Genomic DNA, 17,374 nt, shown 5'->3' on the forward strand with positions numbered 1-17,374 from the left:
GGAGGGGCTTTCTGTGACTTTTAGTTATTATTATTTTGGAGTTATCATGCGAAAAAAGAAAATAATATTGGCAACATTACTGATACTACCACTCAGCCAAGCTCTGGCCGTTGATTGTAAAAATGCAGTAACACAACAGGATATGAATCAATGTGCAAATTCAGATTATAAAAAAGCTGATGCCGAACTTAATCGCACTTACAAAGATCTTCTCGCCAAAACAACTGTAGCCCAAAGGCCATTATTAAAAAGTGCGCAACTGACCTGGATAAAATACCGTGATGCGGACTGTACTTTCCAGTCATCAGCTACCGAGGGAGGTTCAGTACATCCGATGATTATTTCTGCTTGCTTGACCCATAAAACTGAAGAGCGCACCACCCAACTGAAATCATTCTTAAATTGTTCTGAAGGTGACTTAAGTTGCCCGCTATAGCATCACTCTGACATACGCGATCGCTATGATTTTCGTTGTCGCATCAGAGAGGGTGTTACCCCATAAGCAACTTTAAAACAGTTGCTAAAATGACTGGCAGAGCTAAAACCACACTCCAAAGCAATATGAATGAGTGGCATCAAACTGTGCCTTATCAATTGATCTGCTCGGCATAGACGAGCTTTTAACACAAACTGGTGTGGTGCCAGTCCAGTACTTTGTTTAAACATCCGTGCAAAATGGAATTCACTCAGCCCAGCCTGTTCAGCAAGGTCAGACAATAACAGCGGTTGTGCAAGGTGGCTGTCGATATATTCCTTTACCCGCTTTAATACTACCGGGGCCAAACCACCGCGAATAGCAGGAATAGCCCACTGCAACTGGGTGTAAGTTTTGAGTAAATGGGTCATCAGCAAAGTTGCTGCACTACTGAGCGCCAAATGATTTGCCTGTTCTTGCCAATCATAATTCAGTAAAAACTGGCGATACAGCAGTGTTATTTGTGGATCGTCGGCGAAAATACGCTCATCAACCTGAATGGATTGAGGGCTACGCTCCCAGATCTGTTCTGCCAATTGGCGCAGATGGTTATCGGTGCAATACAAATGCACAAATGACAAATCGTCTCTTACATCCCAGCTCGATAAACTGCCCTTTGGCATAATGCAAAAACGATCCGGCCCCCCGCCGTTTTTCCACCCTGCCCGCGTTTTGTGATAGCACTCATAACCATCTGCGACATACAAACTCAAGGTGTGATGATCCGGACTTTCTTGCGTAACGCAGTCATCGCGATTAGACCAGGCCGCCAATTGAATACCCGAGCCGAGTTGCACGCAATCATGCAAGCGAGCTTTATGTTCTCTAAGGGTTTCAAAGGCTTGGTAACGTTTCAACATCGCACTGACTTCCTGTGGTAAAGCTGATGGCCCCAGTTTAGTGACTTGCTGTACCGCAAACCATATTTTCCAGTTATTTATCGCAAAAATGCGCAAGATTTTGCAACTTACCGCAAGCCGCTGAAAGATGTATTTGCCTGCCGGGTAGATACTGATGTTTTGATAAGTGATGAGAAATAACCATGAACGCGCTGCTTTATTTATTAGTTGTCCTGATTTGGGGAACAACATGGATTGCGATCACCCTGCAACAACAAGGGAGTGTTGCTATTACGGTATCTATATTTTATCGGTTCGCATTGGCAGCCGGTGTCATGATGATTATTTTACTGCTTGTTCGCCGCTTACGTCATATCGCCCTACGTGATCATCTCTTTTGTATCGCCCAGGGATTTTGCGTCTTTGCTTTTAATTTCTACTGTTTTTATCATGCGGCGGCTTATATTAGCAGCGGTCTGGAATCGGTTATTTTCTCCATGGCGGTGCTGTTTAATGCCATTAACGGCATGATTTTCTTCCGCCAACGCCTTAGCCCTAATCTGCTCCCTGCCAGTATTTTGGGGATGATCGGTATTATTGCCCTGTTCTGGCAAGATCTCACCGCGACTCAAATATCGCCCGAATTACTGAAAGGAATTGGCCTGAGTTTGCTTGGAACTTACGGTTTCTCTCTGGGTAATATGATAAGCAGTCGCCACCAGCGCCGAGGGCTGGATATTCTATCAACCAATGCTTATGCTATGACTTATGGTGCTGTATTAATGGGTTTTTTCAGTCTTATTCAGCATCACTCTTTCACGATTGAACTGACTTCAAGTTACCTTAGCTCTTTGTTGTATTTAGCTATTTTTGGCTCAGTCATTGCCTTTGCCGCTTATTTCAGTTTGATCGGTCGCATCGGAGCCAGTGGCGCAGCATACAGCACATTGTTATTCCCTCTGGTTGCACTCACGATTTCAACATTTTATGAAAATTATCACTGGCATCTGAGTGCCATCATCGGTTTACTACTTATCCTATTCGGTAATTTGGTGATGTTCTCCAAACCGGGTATGGTGCAATCTTGGTTTAAACGACCTTCATTCAGCGACCATTGATCAGATTAAGGAATTGTCGGGTACGGGCAACCTATTCCAGCCTGCCCGATAATATATTTTGAATACGACAAGTGTTTCGACATAAATAACCTACAAGCTTTGTGCCGCGGCGCTAAATGACAACGCCGCATTTAACAATAATGAGACACTCAATATCCCACTCAGAGATAAAGTTTTATTCAGTTTCATGTATATTTACCTGGTAATAAATAAATTAAGTTTTTCAATCAAAAGGCTATCTGTCTTTTGATTAACTATTTTTAAGAACTCGATACTAAATAAACGTTAATATTTAATGGTGAATAAATTCAATCCCATACAGCCCGCCGATGGCATTGATTGTTTCCAGTAAATGCGCGCCATCAGCTTGTGACAAGCTGGTATCACCCTCGGAGACAGAAGCTGGCTGCCACCAAGAAAGTCGGGTAAACCATGCAGTAATCTTAGCCATTATTGCCTCCACGCTATTGTGTAAACTGAGTAGAACGCCTGATTTAAGAGTAAACGCTGAACTAAACGATAAATGAAATAAGCATTATTGCTTTCAATATGCAAAATTTAGCTATTAAAGAACTCACTCAGTGAATTTATCACTTTTGAGGTGTCACTCCTGCACCAAGACGTTATATTGAATACACATTTATCTTTAATAGATAACCCCCCCGAAGGAGCTACGTATGTTTGTTGTCAGCCTGACTTACCACCAACCTATCGACGTCGTAGAAGCACTGACTGAAAGCCATAAAGACTGGTTGAAAAAGTATTATGCGCAAGGCGTGTTTATCGCCTCAGGTCGTAAAGTACCGCGCACCGGTGGCATTATTTTGGCGAAAAGTATCATGCGTGAAGAGTTAGATAAAATATTGGCAGAAGATCCGTTTAATGCAGTGGCTCACTATGAGGTAACCGAATTTATCCCCTCCATGACTATCGAATCAGTTGCAGCATTAAAAACACTGTAATACTGGGGTTAGAGATAACAGCAACCAGGGCGCATACCCGGGTTGCTGTCGAAAATTGACCGTTTATGAAGCCGCGCGCTGTTGCCGTTTTTCCATAATGCGGTGCAAGTTTTCCTCAAGCCAAAGCGCCAGCCCTTCTACTTGCTCCTGCGCCTCTTTCCCCAAGGGGGTTAACTTATATTCCACATGAGGTGGTACGACCGGATAGGCAATACGCTCAATAAACCCGTCCTCTTCTAGATTTTGCAGGGTTTGCGCCAGCATTTTTTCACTGACACCACCAATCTTTCTTCTCAAGGCACTAAAACGCAAAGTTTCATTACTCAGAGCAATAAGTACCAACACCCCCCAGCGGCTGGTGATTCGTTTGAGGATTTCTCTTGATGGACAATTTGCATTAAGCAATTCGCCACGCCGAACTTGCTCCGGAAATGCAGTATTGCCCATTAAATTTTGCGATTTCATCATTTCTATACCAACCTTTTCGTGCGTACTTACTTAAAGTTAGTATATTGCATATAATCATTTTCAGGGCGAGTTCTTAGCGATTTTTATCGTTTTTTTCCTTAAACAGCTCGCCACATTCCGGGTATGCCGAGAGTGATTGAGGTTATCGGTAGGTATAAAGTGAATAAAACCCAATGAACTGACTCAGGTCAGTAACTCGGATGCCATAACGTAGCTAACCCCCCTGCTACTTCAGTACAAAGGGGCTAACATTACATTTGGAGCGTCATAATGATCGCAGTAACCGGTGCTACAGGCCAACTCGGCCGCCTTGTTATCAACGCATTACTTAAAAAAGTATCTGCTAGTGAAATTATTGCCGCAGTCCGCAGCCCTGAGAAAGCCAGTGATTTGGCAGCATTAGGGGTTCAGGTACGTAAAGCAGATTATAGCCAACCTGCTACATTGGAGGCTGCATTCCAAGGGGTCGATAAACTGCTGCTAATCTCATCAAGTGAAGTAGGACAGCGTGTTGCACAGCACGCCGCAGTCATTAATGCTGCCAAACACGCAGGTGTGAAACTGCTTGCGTATACCAGCTTGCTGCATGCCGATAAAAGCACGCTGGGATTAGGTGACGAACACCGTGCCACAGAAGCACTGTTGCGCGAATCCGGCCTGCCTGTGGTGTTATTGCGAAACGGCTGGTACACCGAAAACTACGCCGCAAGTATTGCGCCATCCTTGGATCATGGTGCATTCATCGGTGCAGCCGGTGATGGACGTATCGCCTCAGCTACCCGCGAAGATTATGCGCAAGCCGCTGCTGCGGTGCTAACCCAAGAAAATCAAGCCGGTAAAATTTATGAATTAGCCGGGGATGACAGCTACACATTGGCTGAATTCTCAGCAGAGATTGCACGCCAGTCAGGTAAACCCGTGGAATACAAAAACCTGTCTGAAGCTGACTTCAAGCAAGCGCTGATTGGTGCCGGTTTACCGGAAGGTTTCGCGAGTTTGTTAGCAGATTCTGATGCGGGTGCCGCTAAAGGCGGGCTATTTGATGATAGCCATACATTGAGCAAACTTATTGGCCGCCCAACCACACCTTATGCCAAGGTGATTGCGGCAACACTGGCTACACGTTAATTCTTTCCGCCATAACATGTGACCGGTAGCTTTAGAGCTACTGGTCACACTCTGCCCCTATCTTAAGATTTAGCCGCATCCAATGCTTGAGCAAGGTCATTGAGGATGTCATCGATGTGCTCAATACCAATCGACAATCTCACTATACCCCGCGGCACACCCGCTTTGATAAGTTCCTCATCATTGAGCTGACGATGAGTTGTTGAGGCTGGATGGCACGCCAATGACTTAGCATCACCAATATTCACCAACCGCACGATCAAATTCAGTGCATCGATAAATCGCCCCCCGGCAGCCTGACCACCGTGGATACCGAATGATAGTATCGCGGCGGGCTTACCACCCAAATAGCGCTGGGCCAGATCATGCTCGGGATGGTCGGGTAAACCGGCATATTTCACCCAACTAACTTGCGGATGATTTTTCAGATAATGGGCAACTTTCAGCGCATTTTCGGTATGGCGCTCCATACGTAAAGCCAGGGTTTCCAGCCCCTGCAAAATCAGGAAAGCATTGAATGGCGACAGCGCCGCACCGGTATTTCTCAATGGTACGACCCGGCAACGACCAATATAGGCTGCTGCACCGAATTGCTCGGTATAGGTTACGCCGTGGTAAGACGGATCGGGGGTATTCAATTGAGCAAAACGTTCCGGATATTGCGCCCAAGGAAACTTACCGGAATCCACCACGATCCCACCAATACTGGAACCATGACCGCCAATGTATTTAGTTAATGAATGAACCACGATATCGGCATCATGCTCAAATGGCCGACAAAGAATAGGCGTTGCGACTGTATTATCAACAATCAGCGGCACGCCATGTCGATGGGCGGCATCAGCCAATTTTTTTAAATCAACAATATTGCCCGCAGGATTGCCAATAGATTCACAAAAAACCGCTTTGGGGTGGTATGAATGAGGCAGGACTATATGCCAGTATGTTATTTATTGAAAATACTAAATATCAACAACTTGGCATGACAGCCTCTTTCTCACCATCGATAACGCCCCTGTGCTGCGAGACCCACACTTTCCATCTACTTGCTTTATATTTTTACAAATCAACGTGCTATAAAAAAGGCCCTATTAGTGCTTTTCTCCTCATCTACCCCTCATGTATACTGTATAAATAAACAGTATTATTGGGTGGGCAACCTTTGGTTATCACCCTCTCCCTGTACCAATCATTTGGAGGCCCTATGAGTGCATTTGGCAATGCTGCACAAGACTATATTGAAAAGAGAATCGATATTAATGAGCACTGCATTGTGCATCCTGCCGCTACTTTTTTTATGACTGCCGAAGGTGAGTCGTTGATCGCGGCGGGAATCCATCATGGCGCACTGCTAGTGATAGATCGCAGTTTACCGGCAAAACACGGGGATATTGTGGTCGCCACCATTGGGGGGGAATTCAGTATTAAGCGCCTTTATTTACGGCCCACACCTCGTCTTGAAGCCCTTAATGCAGGCACTCCAGCGTTAATATTGTGTGAGGGAGATGAGGATTTGGTCATTTTTGGTGTTATTACTTTCTGTATCAATAAGTTAAGATAATGTTTGCCTTAGTTGATGTAAATTCTTTCTATGCCAGTTGTGAAACTGTGTTTCGCCCTGATTTATACGGTCGCCCAGTGGTGGTGCTCTCTAATAATGACGGATGCGTCATTGCCCGTAGCCGGGAGGCCAAGGAAGTAGGTATACTAATGGGCGCACCCTATTTTAAAATTCAACAAGTTATGCGCCAACATGGTGTTACCGCATTCAGCAGTAATTATGCGCTCTACAGTGACATGTCCGCCCGTGTGATGACTATCCTCGAACAACTGGCCCCAGGAATCGAGATTTACTCAATCGATGAAGCATTTCTCAATCTAAAAGGTGTCCAGCATTCCATTGCGCTGGAAGAGTTTGGTCGGTATGTCCGCGATCAGATACGGAAATTGACCGGTTTACATGTTGGTGTGGGCATTGCTCCCAGCAAAACCTTAGCTAAACTGGCCAATCATGCTGCCAAGTTATGGCATAAAACCGAAGGCGTGGTTGATTTATCCAGCCCGGTGCGTCAGCGTAAACTATTGGCGCTGATGCCTGTCGCTGAAATTTGGGGAGTGGGCCGTCGTACCGCGAAAAAACTTGAAATGATGGGGATAACCACCGCCCTGCAATTATCAGAAGCCAGTCCTCCTTTTATACGTAAAAATTTCAGTGTTGTATTGGAGCGAACAGTCAGAGAGTTACGTGGGGAAGCGTGTTTAGCTGTTGCAGAATTTGCCCCTACAAAACAACAAATAATCTGTTCGCGATCATTTAGTGAACGAATTACCGAATATCAAAACATACGCGAAGCTGTGTGCAGTTATGCCGAGAAAGCCGCCGAAAAACTGCGAAAAGAGCATCAATATTGCCGCCATGTCTCGACATTTATCAAAACCAGCCCCTTTGCGCCAAACGAGATATATTACAGTAATCATGCCAGTACCTACCTCACTTTCCCGACACTGGATTCGCGGGATATTATTGCCGCCGCTCTTAAATGCCTGAGGATCATTTGGCGGCCCGGTCATCGTTACCTGAAAGCAGGAATTGTATTAGGGGAGTTTTCAAGCCAGGGGATCTCACAATTGGGGTTGTTTGATGAAAGCAAACCGCGCATCAACAGTGAACAACTCATGGCGGCTATCGACAAAATTAATCAGTCCGGTAAAAGCAGAATAGCCTTTGTCGGACAAGGAATTAATCAAGAATGGCAGATGAAACGCGAGATGTTATCACCGGCATATACTACTCGCGTTAGAGATTGCCCAACAGCAACCATCAAATGACGCGCTTGACCGATGTTCCGGTGCGTCGTTTTCTCAATAAGAATTGTCAGAAATTTTTATTGATTATGCCTAATGAATATTTCTCAGATTGATATATACAGCAACTGTAACAAATAATTATTTTTACATTCATAATTAACAAATATAGCAAACTAAACACTCAACAAACTTCATATCATGCAACTTTTAAGCAAAAAGATGACATATTTAGTCTCAATGACAGAGAGATAGAAAAGAAAATAAACACTCATTTAAAACCTTCACCAATCAAGCATTGCACTAACCCAAAATAATTAGCCAACGCATTGTTTTACAACAAAAAAAATACAATTACGCATCAAGACAAACGAACTTAAAGTTAAAATTAAATAATGAAATTAGCCGATCTAATATTTTTTACAAATATAAAGTTGCTCTAAATAAGTGCAATCAGAGTAATTAATAGCACCTTTATGGGGAATGAATAATTTAATTAATAAAGGCATAAAGTTTTATCTATGGCTGCCGATGACTCTCAGTAATTATTGTATTCCACTGTTATAAATGAAATCCCCCATTTACTGAGGTTATTATGCGAGTGAACAAACCTGTCAGCCGACAGGAGTATCCCATTGGTCGCGATACCACCTTGCAATCAACAACTGATATTCAAGGTAATATCACCTACGCCAATGCTGCCTTTGTTCGTGCCAGTGGTTTTGAATATCAGAACTTGCTGGGTCAACCTCACAATATGGTGCGGCACCCGGACATGCCCCCCGCTGCCTTTGCTGATATGTGGCAGACGTTGAATGCGGGGTTATCCTGGTCATCATTGGTCAAGAATCGTCGTCAAAATGGCGACTATTATTGGGTGCGCGCTAATGCCACCCCATTGCGCCATGATGGACGTTTGACCGGTTATATTTCAGTGCGAATTGCGCCTACCCGCGAAGAAGTTAAGCAAGCGGAGGCGCTCTATGGCGATTTCAACTCAGGCAAAGCCAAACAACGCCGCATTGCGCTGCATCGAGGGTTGATTGTCCGCACCGGCTGGCTCTCTTTCCGTTCATTATTTCAAACGCTGCCGCTACGCTGGCGTTTGCGTGGTGCATTACTGATTGCAGCACTGCTGCCGACGGTGGCAGCCAAAGGGATGGGTATTTCCGGTTTACCTTTACTCGGTTTAGGAGCGACCACCCTTTTCAGTAGCCTGATCACCTCACTTTGGCTTGAGCGCCAGGTCTCACGCCCGATCGCGGCAATTTTACAGCAAGCGCAGGATGTCTCTTCCGGGCAAGCCGGTGACTATGTGCAATTGAACCGCGTTGATGAAATTGGCTATCTGATGCGTAGCGTCAATCAGTTGGGCTTGAATCTTCGTTCGCTGACAGACGACGTCAGTGGCCAGGTTGATGGTATTAACACCGCCAGCAGTGAAATTGCCGCAGGGAATCGCGAACTAAAAGTGCGGACAGAACAAGCCACTGCTAATTTACAACATATCGTCAGTGCGACGGAGCAATTGGTGGCAACAGTACAAAACAGTGCTAATAGTGCCAATGAGACTACATCACTGGCCGCCATGAGCAGTCATGCGGCAGAACAAGGCAGTGAGTTAATGCATGAAGTCATAAAAACCATGGGCACGATTAATGATTCCAGCCATCGAATTGTCGATATTATCAGTGTAATTGAAGGTATTGCTTTCCAAACCAATATATTAGCGCTCAATGCTGCAGTCGAAGCAGCCAGAGCAGGAGAACAAGGCCGTGGCTTCGCGGTGGTTGCCAGTGAAGTTCGTCATCTGGCACAACGTTCCTCCACTGCGGCAAAAGAAATTAAACACTTAATTGAAACCAGTGTGGAGCGCATTCGTGATGGTAGCGCATTAGTCCAAAATGCCGGCGCTACCATGGACAATATCGTCAAACAGGCTGGGCAGGTTTCTGCTTTAATTAGTGAAATCAGTACCTCAACTCATGAACAGACGCAAGCTCTTGGCCAGATTAGCCAATCAATTGGTCAGTTGGATCAAATGACGCACCAAAATGCGGCGATGGTCGAACAGTATGCTGGTGCGGCAGAGGAACTGGCTCACCGAACTTTACGTCTAACCGCTGCGGTGAGAATTTATCGTCCGGTGAATTAAAGCCCTTTGGATACGATATCCCGTTGAAATAGCATCAATCAATTAAGAGGCCACGCACAACCGCCGCATTATCTGTTATGGCTGCTATGACAGGTTACTCATCTGTCATAGCAATAAACAGAAACCCCGCTATAGCGCTGAGGGATCCCCAGTAAATCAGCGCTAATAAACCAACACCATACTTCGGTAGGTTCTGGCGAGGTGGTTAAGAACGGTATCCAGTGCCGTTCGCATTAAAATTAGCGGAGAGTGTCGCAAGATATTCTCCGCTAATGTCAAATAAGATATAACCCGTCGTGACTTAAGGCTGTTGGCCTGATACCTCAGATGTAATCCTTTATTTTCAGCGTGATAGCCCAGAAGCCACAGCACAATTGTGCTCAGTGTCGCCAGCAGGCTCAGCACCAGCATTCTTCCTGTTGAACGGCTGTAGCTAGCACGCAGGCCGAACCCGAAGCGTTCGCTTTTTTCATCCCGAAAGTTTTGCTCGATCTGCATTCGGCGACTGTATAACTTCATGACTTCTCTTGGTTTAAAGTCATTTGTGCTGCTGAAGAGCAGCCACGGTTCTGTTGCAGCGGAGCGCGCGTCTTTTATTTGTGCTGGTCTGGTTATGTCACAACGAGAGCGCTTATTTTTTCTTCCTTTTGATGTTTTTTTATGAAGATAAAAATGGCCGTCACACTGGGCATACACTGCGCGGGCAAGTGTTCCGGGGCCCAGATATTCCGGTTTACTGCTGGCCTGTAATTCCTGACGTTTGAACCAGTATTCGCCTTTGCTGCCTAGCCGCATTTGGGTATTGCCCCTGATACGCCCTATAAAATCCCATCCGAGTGATTTTATATGCCGGAACCAGGCATTCTGGAACCCCGCGTCAGTGACAATGATGACTCTGGCCTGCGAATTCACTGCACTGGCAAGAGCATTGAGGAAGTCTTTTTGTATCTGCGTATTTTGCTGTTTTTTTGATGGAACAACCCAACTTAATAAAGGTATCGATCGCCCGTCGCAGATAAGGCTGGCGCGAAGCACGTGATTCTCCTGAGACGGATAGCCACTCCAGTCAACGGCAATAACACAGAGAGAGAGTTTCCGTGTCAGCATCGAGATAATATTTTTAAAAATCAGAGGAATATCACGATGTAGTGATTCATTGCCCAGCAGACGATCAATACGCTTGATTTTATTTTTGACCTGAGCCGCACCGGGTAAATAACGTCCGATACTGGTCAGTGTCAGCGATGCGCCATTGATTAACGCAATGGTGGCATCGAGCAAAGCATTTTGTCGGTATTTGTGAAAGGGAGCTAAAGCATCACGGAAGAAGTTCTGACATACTTGGCGAGCAGGCATAGAGGTGATCTCATTGAATTGGTAGCACAATCAGTAGATCACAAAACTCTATGCCTGTCTTTTTTACCCGCCCATTACTGGGGATTCCTCAGCGCTATAGTGGGTAAGTGGTTAATCAATTATTAAATAAGGGGTTTTATGTCATCACTTAATCAAACATCTGTTCGCGCTCAACAAGGTGAGACTGATGCAAACTTACCTGGTGAAGATCATTTGATCGCCCATGAAGCTTTGCTTGTCGCATTAATGGTTGAATGTGCTAACGAGTCCGATAATGATCAATTTCTGTTTAGTGTCAGAGAAACACTTAATGGGATCTTAAGTTCTTCCCGTTATCTTGATGCGAGCAAGATAGCCAATGGCCTGCTCGATGAGGCTGATGATAAAGCCAACCGTTAGCCCCCAGCCCTCACTCATTGAGGGCTTTTTATTGGTAGCGAAAGCCAACACCGCCGCACAGGTTGATCCAGAATGGCAAGATAACGATAATTAACCGATGAGGAAAGTAATGGCTTCGCTGAAAGAAGTAGCAAATCTGGCGTCAGTTTCATTAATGACAGTTTCTCGGGCGATTAATAACCCAGACCAACTGTTGGCCCAGCGCCCCGATGGTATTATTTTTACCTCCATGGGGCTGCGGCAAGTCACCATCCCTGAGCGCCTGCGAGATAAAAATATCGTGCTGGCTAATTGTGTCAGCGAAAACCATTCTATCCCCAGCTATATTCCTGATGACTTTGATGGTCAGTATCAGGCGATGGAAGTGCTGTTGCGCCGAGGATACCAGCGGCCATTGTGTATTTACCTCCCCGAATGTACTTTGGCAGGTAAAGCGCGGCGAGCGGGTGCAGAAAAAGCGTGGCAAGAATCCGCCTTGCCGCTAGAGCAGTTACGTCAGTGCCATTTAGCGTGGGGGGATGAGCATTATCAGGATGTGATTTCACTGTTAGACCGCTATTGCCCTGAGGGCAAACCTTTAACCGGCCAGCGGTGAAAATATGCTGGCACAGACTTGAGTGACAAACTGGAAGCCCACCAAATACAGCGTCGCTGATAGACGTGGGTCGCAATTGGCGACGATATACTTAAACATTGCGATCAGCAGTATGGGTAATTCGACCGCATGTAAGAGTTTCATCAGTGAAATAGTCGTGGCATCTTGGGCCAGCCCTGAAGCAAATATCCGCACCGGCGAGCATATTGGTGCGCAATAAAGGGGCATAAACATAAATAAAAAAAGGACCACTGATCAGCAGCAAAATACCAATAGCCCATAAAAGATGTTTTTTAAGTCCCAGCTTATCTTGTATCACTCCGTATAACGGTTGTGCACTTAGCGCCGTTATGGCGATAGCAGAAAATGTCGCACCAGTTTCTGCTCCTTTTAACCCTACATATTAATTTAGCCAAATCGAGAATAATGAAAATGCTGATGACCAGGTAAAGAAAAACGTAAACAGTAAGCCACTTAAGATCAGATATTGATTGCGTACAGAGTGTTTCATATCGATATCCGGTTGGAGATTTGCGCCTATTATTAACGTTAACAATTTATTTATGTGATGGAAATCACATGATATTCTCTAGCTTGCCTCATGTGTGTTTTTTGGTTTTACGTTATCGTTAGGCAACAGCCAGGGTTGGCATAATGAGTCAATCTGGCATGCCTATTGGCCCGAATAATATAAGGAGGAAAAGTGCTACTGGATAAAATCCTACTGGTTGTCATTATGATTTTATTGTCACTTTTTGCCTGGATGTTTTTCTCACCGTATCATATGTATTCAACAGCTTATGAGTTCCTTGAGTTGTTTGGTTTTCAAGAGGGATACAAAAATTTAGGTTTTGGTCCACCAACTGAAATATCTGATTAAGCAGATAAAAAAACAGGCGCTATTTTATGCACCTGTTTTCTAGATTGACGAATCTTCTCTCCGTGAATGGCCTTATTCTGTTTGTTCCATTTCTAATCGCTCTTTCGGCGGCATCACTGAATAACTGGCAACGATCGCTGTAAGAATAATAAATAAATGCCCTTCCGATGAATCCAGTAAGAAGGAGTTAAACAAGTGACAAGCCAAATAAGCACAGAGTAAAGACACTAATATATTTCTAAGGTGTGCGGGTAAACGCAAAGCTGAACGGAAATAGCACCACATCCATCCGAGGAATAAAGCTAACCCAATTATCCCTGATTGCACCGTCTGCATCAGATATTCATTATGTGGGTTTATACTGTATTCGCTTTCTGTATAATTTAACCAGAATCCCCCGGCACCATGGCCTAAAACTGGAGCCTGTTCTATTAACTTCACAGACTCAAGCACGAATGCGGTACGCAACCCCATCGAGCTATCACAAGACTCTTTATCGACTTCATGAGTGACTGCCAGGCAGCTTTGAATCTCCGTCACCCCTTGTTGTAGCCGTTCAACAGCACGGTTTGGCACTATAGCCACTATGGCCGCAACGATAAGAGCGCCAACCACCATTCCTAAACGCTGGCGGTTTGATAACGACAGTAATCCCCACATCCCAAAAGCCGCAGCCAAAGCGACATAGCCGGTTCTGCCCTGCACCATAAATACAATGTTATAAACTGCCAGGCACACCAGCAGAGCATAACCCCAGCGCTTCAGCCCCTGGTTACGGAATGCCAAAGAGAGCCATATTACCGCCGCTAAGGCCATAAAGAAGTTATGTGTAATTTGTAATTTAAAGACAGTCGGATTTAATGGATCAATCTGACCCAGCGGCATATGAAGGACACCCACCCACAGGCTGGCAGCCAGGATCACAGCATTGGCCAGTAAAAAGCCTTTGGCAAAATAACTGGCAAGTGAGCGCGAAAGAACAAAAAACATCGCTAATGGCAGGATATATAACAGTTTTGAGTACTTACCTACCATCACTTTACCGTACAGATTGTGATGCCAAAGCAAAGATATAGCCAACAACAAAAACATGAGAGCAGGTAGCCAAATCAACGGGTTTTTGACTAAGGCTTTCACATAGCGAGTATCGCGGCTTAGCAGTAAACAGATGACGGCCAATACCATCGATAAATTCATTATAAAATTAGAAGTGGGTAGACCAATACCTAACAAAAATGCAGTGACACAAGAGAACATGCCAATATATCGATGTGCTGGCGGCGAACCGGGCCAAGTAGCAGAAGAAATCATAAGTCGCTCACTTCAAAGTAATCACCAGAAGAGGCCGCATGACACGCGTAACCCAGCATAGCTGGCCTCCATCTATGACATAGCCAACCGGTGTACTCTGGCTGGCTATGAAAAGTATTTTGGATAAATGCTGTTATGCCGCGAGTGAACGGAACAGATAACGGAACCACCATAATGGCCGCCACCACACTTTACGTTCAGGTACTGTCGGCGGACGTGAATGCACTTTTTTAATTTCCCAATTAAAGTTAAGGAATATTCGGCTATGACCATATTCCGCACCAAATAGGGCAATTTCATTTTTCTTGCGATCATCGATAGGCGCGTTATGCGTCAAATCACGATCCAGTGAGTGGTAACTTTTCTTCCTATCAACATTACGTTCAATACAGCGGTATTGCTTAGGCAAATAACGCGGTGTGGAACCATGGTCTTTATGGAACTTCACAAAGCGGTAATCTTCCGAACCGTAGTGACCGGCGAACTCTTCGTCATAACCATAAAGTCTGAAGAAGCGAGCTCTGGACATGAAAAATAAATTCGGGTGACCGCGATAGGCCTTGCCAGTTTTTTCATCGGTACGGTAGATACGATACAGCGAGCGCCCTGGGTTACGCGCATTAACCAGATAACGCAGGGTATCTTCGGGCAGCAGGCAATCTAAATCGGTAATGATAATCTTGTCAGATTTGGCATAAGTCACACCAAGATTACGGGAGCCAGCCTGATTCCACTGGATATCAGTGGTTATTCTTAACCACGTGAAATTCAAATCATAATCTTTTACTTCATATTCTAAAGGTGAGCAGTCATCTACGATGACAAATTCTACCGCATCCTTAATATCATCAGGGTAAGATTCATATTCCTTCAACAAAGACTCAACAGAATCCATATTTCCCTGATTACAGTAAAAATGAGTTACATAAGTCAGTTTGATGTGCTGCTTATCTAACGGATGCCGTGCTTTAACAATTTCTACATCCTTCGCCACAATATAAACCTCTGTTTTAAGAGAGAAAATAACAAAAATTATAATTTACTGAGATCTGGTTATTATTATTAAATGATAAACACATGCTGAATAACATTGCCGTAAAGGATAAAGAGTTAACCTAATCAGTCAAATATTTTCTTCATATTATTATGGCAGGTCACAACGCCTTGATTGATATTCAAACTTACTTGATTGGCTGAATATACTACCGAAGGGGGGCAAAAAGGCGTTCACTTGAGTGGTAAACGCATTGAACGTCTTACTGCCCCTTTACTGCTTCTCGACTGAGTTTAAGGATTAGCGCGTGCTGACATGAGTGCCAGCGATCTATTCTTGTTGGTACTGGCATCATCGTGGATCACACGTTCGGCGGCTGAGGGCGAAAAAAATCGAAAGTCCGTAAGGAAAATCATTTGGGATGGGATTTGTTCAGATGCAAGTTCGTTTTATGTTCAGTTTTGCAGGAACACTTAGTGGAGCGTTAAAAACTCACGGAAGCCGAAGCCTCCGTGAGATATTGCACTCGAAGCGCTATTACATGTGCTTAATAATGGCGTCGCCAAATTCACTGCATTTCAGTAACTTAGCGCCTTCCATCAGACGCTCGAAATCATAAGTGACCGTCTTGGCCTGAATTGCGCCTTCGGTGCCTTTGATAATCAGGTCTGCGGCTTCGAACCAACCCATATGACGCAGCATCATTTCTGCGGACAGAATAATAGAACCTGGGTTCACTTTATCCTGACCCGCATATTTCGGTGCTGTACCATGAGTCGCTTCAAACAATGCGCACTCATCACCAATGTTAGCACCTGGGGCAATACCGATACCGCCAACTTGAGCAGCCAATGCATCAGAAATGTAATCCCCATTCAGGTTCATACACGCGATAACATCATATTCAGCTGGGCGCAGCAGGATCTGTTGCAGGAAAGCATCGGCAATCACATCTTTAACAATGATGTCCTTACCGTTGTTTGGATTCTTGATTTTAACCCAAGGGCCGCCATCGATCAGCTCACCACCAAATTCCTCACGCGCTAACTGGTAACCCCAGTCTTTAAATGCGCCTTCAGTGAATTTCATAATGTTGCCTTTATGAACCAGGGTGACCGATTCACGGTCGTTGGTAATTGCATACTCAATTGCAGCACGTACCAAACGCTTAGTCCCTTCTTCTGAACACGGTTTTACACCAATACCACATTGTTCAGGGAAACGAATTTTCTTCACACCCATCTCTTCACGCAGGAACTTAATCACTTTTTCAGCTTCTGGTGAACCGGCTTTCCATTCGATACCCGCATAGATATCTTCTGCGTTTTCGCGGAAAATCACCATATTGGTCAATTCAGGGTGTTTTACCGGGCTTGGGGTACCTTCGTAATAACGCACTGGGCGTAGGCACACATACAAGTCAAGTTGTTGGCGCAAAGCAACGTTCAGAGAACGAATACCGCCACCCACTGGAGTGGTCAATGGGCCTTTAATTGCAACGCGGTACTCACGAATCAAGTCCAATGTTTCTTCTGGCAGCCAGACATCTTTGCCATAAACATGAGTTGATTTCTCACCGGTGTAAATTTCCATCCAGGAGATTTTACGCTCACCGTTATAGGCCTTCTTCACCGCAGCATCCACCACGTTGATCATGGCTGGGGTCACATCAACGCCAATGCCGTCACCTTCAATAAATGGAATGATCGGATTATGCGGAACAACCAGTTTACCCTGAGCATCGACAGTAATTTTCTTACCTTCTGCCGGAACAACTACTTTGCTTTCCATCAACCTCTCCTTCAGCGCAATTTTGTTAATGCCTTGTAAGATTCGTGTCAATACTACTTGAATATTCGTTCCACGCCAATCCGAAACAGATTGAGGTA

General features: G+C 44.9%; 16 protein-coding genes and 3 pseudogenes. 10 read left to right on the top strand and 9 right to left on the bottom strand.

Annotated elements, in window-relative coordinates:
* Positions 1-46 precede the first annotated feature (46 nt).
* Positions 47-436, top strand: coding sequence for a lysozyme inhibitor LprI family protein (locus tag FGL26_RS06670; RefSeq protein WP_011816150.1), 390 nt, complete (start codon positions 47-49; stop codon positions 434-436).
* 23 nt (positions 437-459) lie between these two features.
* On the opposite strand, the gene FGL26_RS06675 is transcribed toward FGL26_RS06670, so the two are convergent.
* Complete coding sequence (locus FGL26_RS06675; RefSeq protein ID WP_005170569.1) at positions 460-1,335, bottom strand: helix-turn-helix domain-containing protein; 876 nt, start codon at positions 1,333-1,335, stop codon at positions 460-462.
* A 182-nt stretch (positions 1,336-1,517) separates the two neighbouring features.
* Here FGL26_RS06675 and FGL26_RS06680 point away from each other — a divergent pair, with 182 nt between their 5' ends.
* On the top strand, positions 1,518-2,432 hold the full coding sequence (locus tag FGL26_RS06680) for a DMT family transporter (protein ID WP_005170570.1): 915 nt from the start codon (positions 1,518-1,520) through the stop codon (positions 2,430-2,432).
* 292 nt (positions 2,433-2,724) lie between these two features.
* Here the strand turns inward: FGL26_RS06680 and FGL26_RS21420 are convergent, their stop codons facing one another.
* Positions 2,725-2,883, bottom strand: coding sequence for a hypothetical protein (locus tag FGL26_RS21420; RefSeq protein ID WP_005170573.1), 159 nt, complete (start codon positions 2,881-2,883; stop codon positions 2,725-2,727).
* A gap of 226 nt (positions 2,884-3,109) precedes the next feature.
* Here FGL26_RS21420 and FGL26_RS06690 point away from each other — a divergent pair, with 226 nt between their 5' ends.
* Positions 3,110-3,394 carry a YciI family protein gene (locus FGL26_RS06690; RefSeq protein WP_005170575.1) on the top strand — a complete coding sequence of 95 codons (285 nt, stop codon included), beginning with the start codon at positions 3,110-3,112 and terminating at the stop codon, positions 3,392-3,394.
* A gap of 63 nt (positions 3,395-3,457) precedes the next feature.
* Here the strand turns inward: FGL26_RS06690 and FGL26_RS06695 are convergent, their stop codons facing one another.
* Positions 3,458-3,862 carry a winged helix-turn-helix transcriptional regulator gene (locus tag FGL26_RS06695; RefSeq protein WP_032902827.1) on the bottom strand — a complete coding sequence of 135 codons (405 nt, stop codon included), beginning with the start codon at positions 3,860-3,862 and terminating at the stop codon, positions 3,458-3,460.
* 270 nt (positions 3,863-4,132) lie between these two features.
* Between FGL26_RS06695 and FGL26_RS06700 the strand changes: the two genes are divergently transcribed.
* Entirely contained in the window at positions 4,133-4,990 is an 858-nt protein-coding gene (locus FGL26_RS06700) for an SDR family oxidoreductase (RefSeq protein ID WP_005170580.1), read from the top strand.
* Between the two features lie 62 nt (positions 4,991-5,052).
* Here the strand turns inward: FGL26_RS06700 and FGL26_RS06705 are convergent.
* Positions 5,053-5,898 (bottom strand): annotated as a pseudogene (locus tag FGL26_RS06705) (PLP-dependent transferase); the annotation flags it as partial.
* Positions 5,899-6,194: 296 nt separating this feature from the next.
* On the opposite strand from FGL26_RS06705, the gene umuD reads away from it, so the two are divergent.
* From umuD to FGL26_RS06720, 3 genes are all read left to right on the top strand, one after another.
* Entirely contained in the window at positions 6,195-6,551 is a 357-nt protein-coding gene (gene umuD, locus FGL26_RS06710) for a translesion error-prone DNA polymerase V autoproteolytic subunit (RefSeq protein ID WP_005170586.1), read from the top strand.
* Entirely contained in the window at positions 6,551-7,819 is a 1,269-nt protein-coding gene (gene umuC, locus FGL26_RS06715; RefSeq protein WP_005170590.1) for a translesion error-prone DNA polymerase V subunit UmuC, read from the top strand. Before umuD ends, umuC begins: the two co-directional genes overlap by 1 nt.
* Positions 7,820-8,390: 571 nt before the next feature.
* Positions 8,391-9,950 carry a methyl-accepting chemotaxis protein gene (locus FGL26_RS06720; RefSeq protein ID WP_005170592.1) on the top strand — a complete coding sequence of 520 codons (1,560 nt, stop codon included), beginning with the start codon at positions 8,391-8,393 and terminating at the stop codon, positions 9,948-9,950.
* Positions 9,951-10,112: 162 nt separating this feature from the next.
* Here the strand turns inward: FGL26_RS06720 and FGL26_RS06725 are convergent, their stop codons facing one another.
* A complete protein-coding gene (locus FGL26_RS06725) occupies positions 10,113-11,306 on the bottom strand; it encodes an IS4 family transposase (protein ID WP_005170564.1) in 1,194 nt (397 codons plus the stop codon).
* Positions 11,307-11,444: 138 nt separating this feature from the next.
* Between FGL26_RS06725 and FGL26_RS06730 the strand changes: the two genes are divergently transcribed.
* Complete coding sequence (locus FGL26_RS06730) at positions 11,445-11,705, top strand: hypothetical protein (protein ID WP_005170608.1); 261 nt, start codon at positions 11,445-11,447, stop codon at positions 11,703-11,705.
* 109 nt (positions 11,706-11,814) lie between these two features.
* Positions 11,815-12,282, top strand: a pseudogene (locus tag FGL26_RS06735) (LacI family DNA-binding transcriptional regulator); the annotation flags it as partial.
* A gap of 3 nt (positions 12,283-12,285) precedes the next feature.
* Here the strand turns inward: FGL26_RS06735 and FGL26_RS06740 are convergent.
* A pseudogene (locus FGL26_RS06740) lies at positions 12,286-12,811 on the bottom strand (MFS transporter); the annotation flags it as partial.
* Positions 12,812-13,003: 192 nt separating this feature from the next.
* On the opposite strand from FGL26_RS06740, the gene FGL26_RS21425 reads away from it, so the two are divergent.
* Positions 13,004-13,180 (top strand): hypothetical protein, encoded by a 177-nt coding sequence (locus tag FGL26_RS21425; protein WP_005170616.1) that lies wholly within the window; start codon positions 13,004-13,006, stop codon positions 13,178-13,180.
* Positions 13,181-13,252: 72 nt separating this feature from the next.
* On the opposite strand, the gene waaL-os is transcribed toward FGL26_RS21425, so the two are convergent.
* The 3 genes from waaL-os to icd form a co-directional block, all read right to left on the bottom strand.
* Positions 13,253-14,491 carry an outer core oligosaccharide ligase WaaL-os gene (gene waaL-os / locus FGL26_RS06745; protein WP_005170619.1) on the bottom strand — a complete coding sequence of 413 codons (1,239 nt, stop codon included), beginning with the start codon at positions 14,489-14,491 and terminating at the stop codon, positions 13,253-13,255.
* Positions 14,492-14,624: 133 nt separating this feature from the next.
* Entirely contained in the window at positions 14,625-15,485 is an 861-nt protein-coding gene (locus FGL26_RS06750) for a glycosyltransferase family A protein (protein WP_005170622.1), read from the bottom strand.
* A 537-nt stretch (positions 15,486-16,022) separates the two neighbouring features.
* The gene (gene icd, locus FGL26_RS06755; protein ID WP_005170624.1) at positions 16,023-17,276 is read right to left on the bottom strand and encodes an NADP-dependent isocitrate dehydrogenase; all 1,254 of its coding nucleotides are present in this window, start codon (positions 17,274-17,276) and stop codon (positions 16,023-16,025) included.
* Positions 17,277-17,374: the final 98 nt, after the last annotated feature.

Origin of the sequence: Yersinia enterocolitica subsp. enterocolitica, from assembly GCF_901472495.1 — a bacterium.
Lineage (GTDB): Bacteria > Pseudomonadota > Gammaproteobacteria > Enterobacterales > Enterobacteriaceae > Yersinia > Yersinia enterocolitica.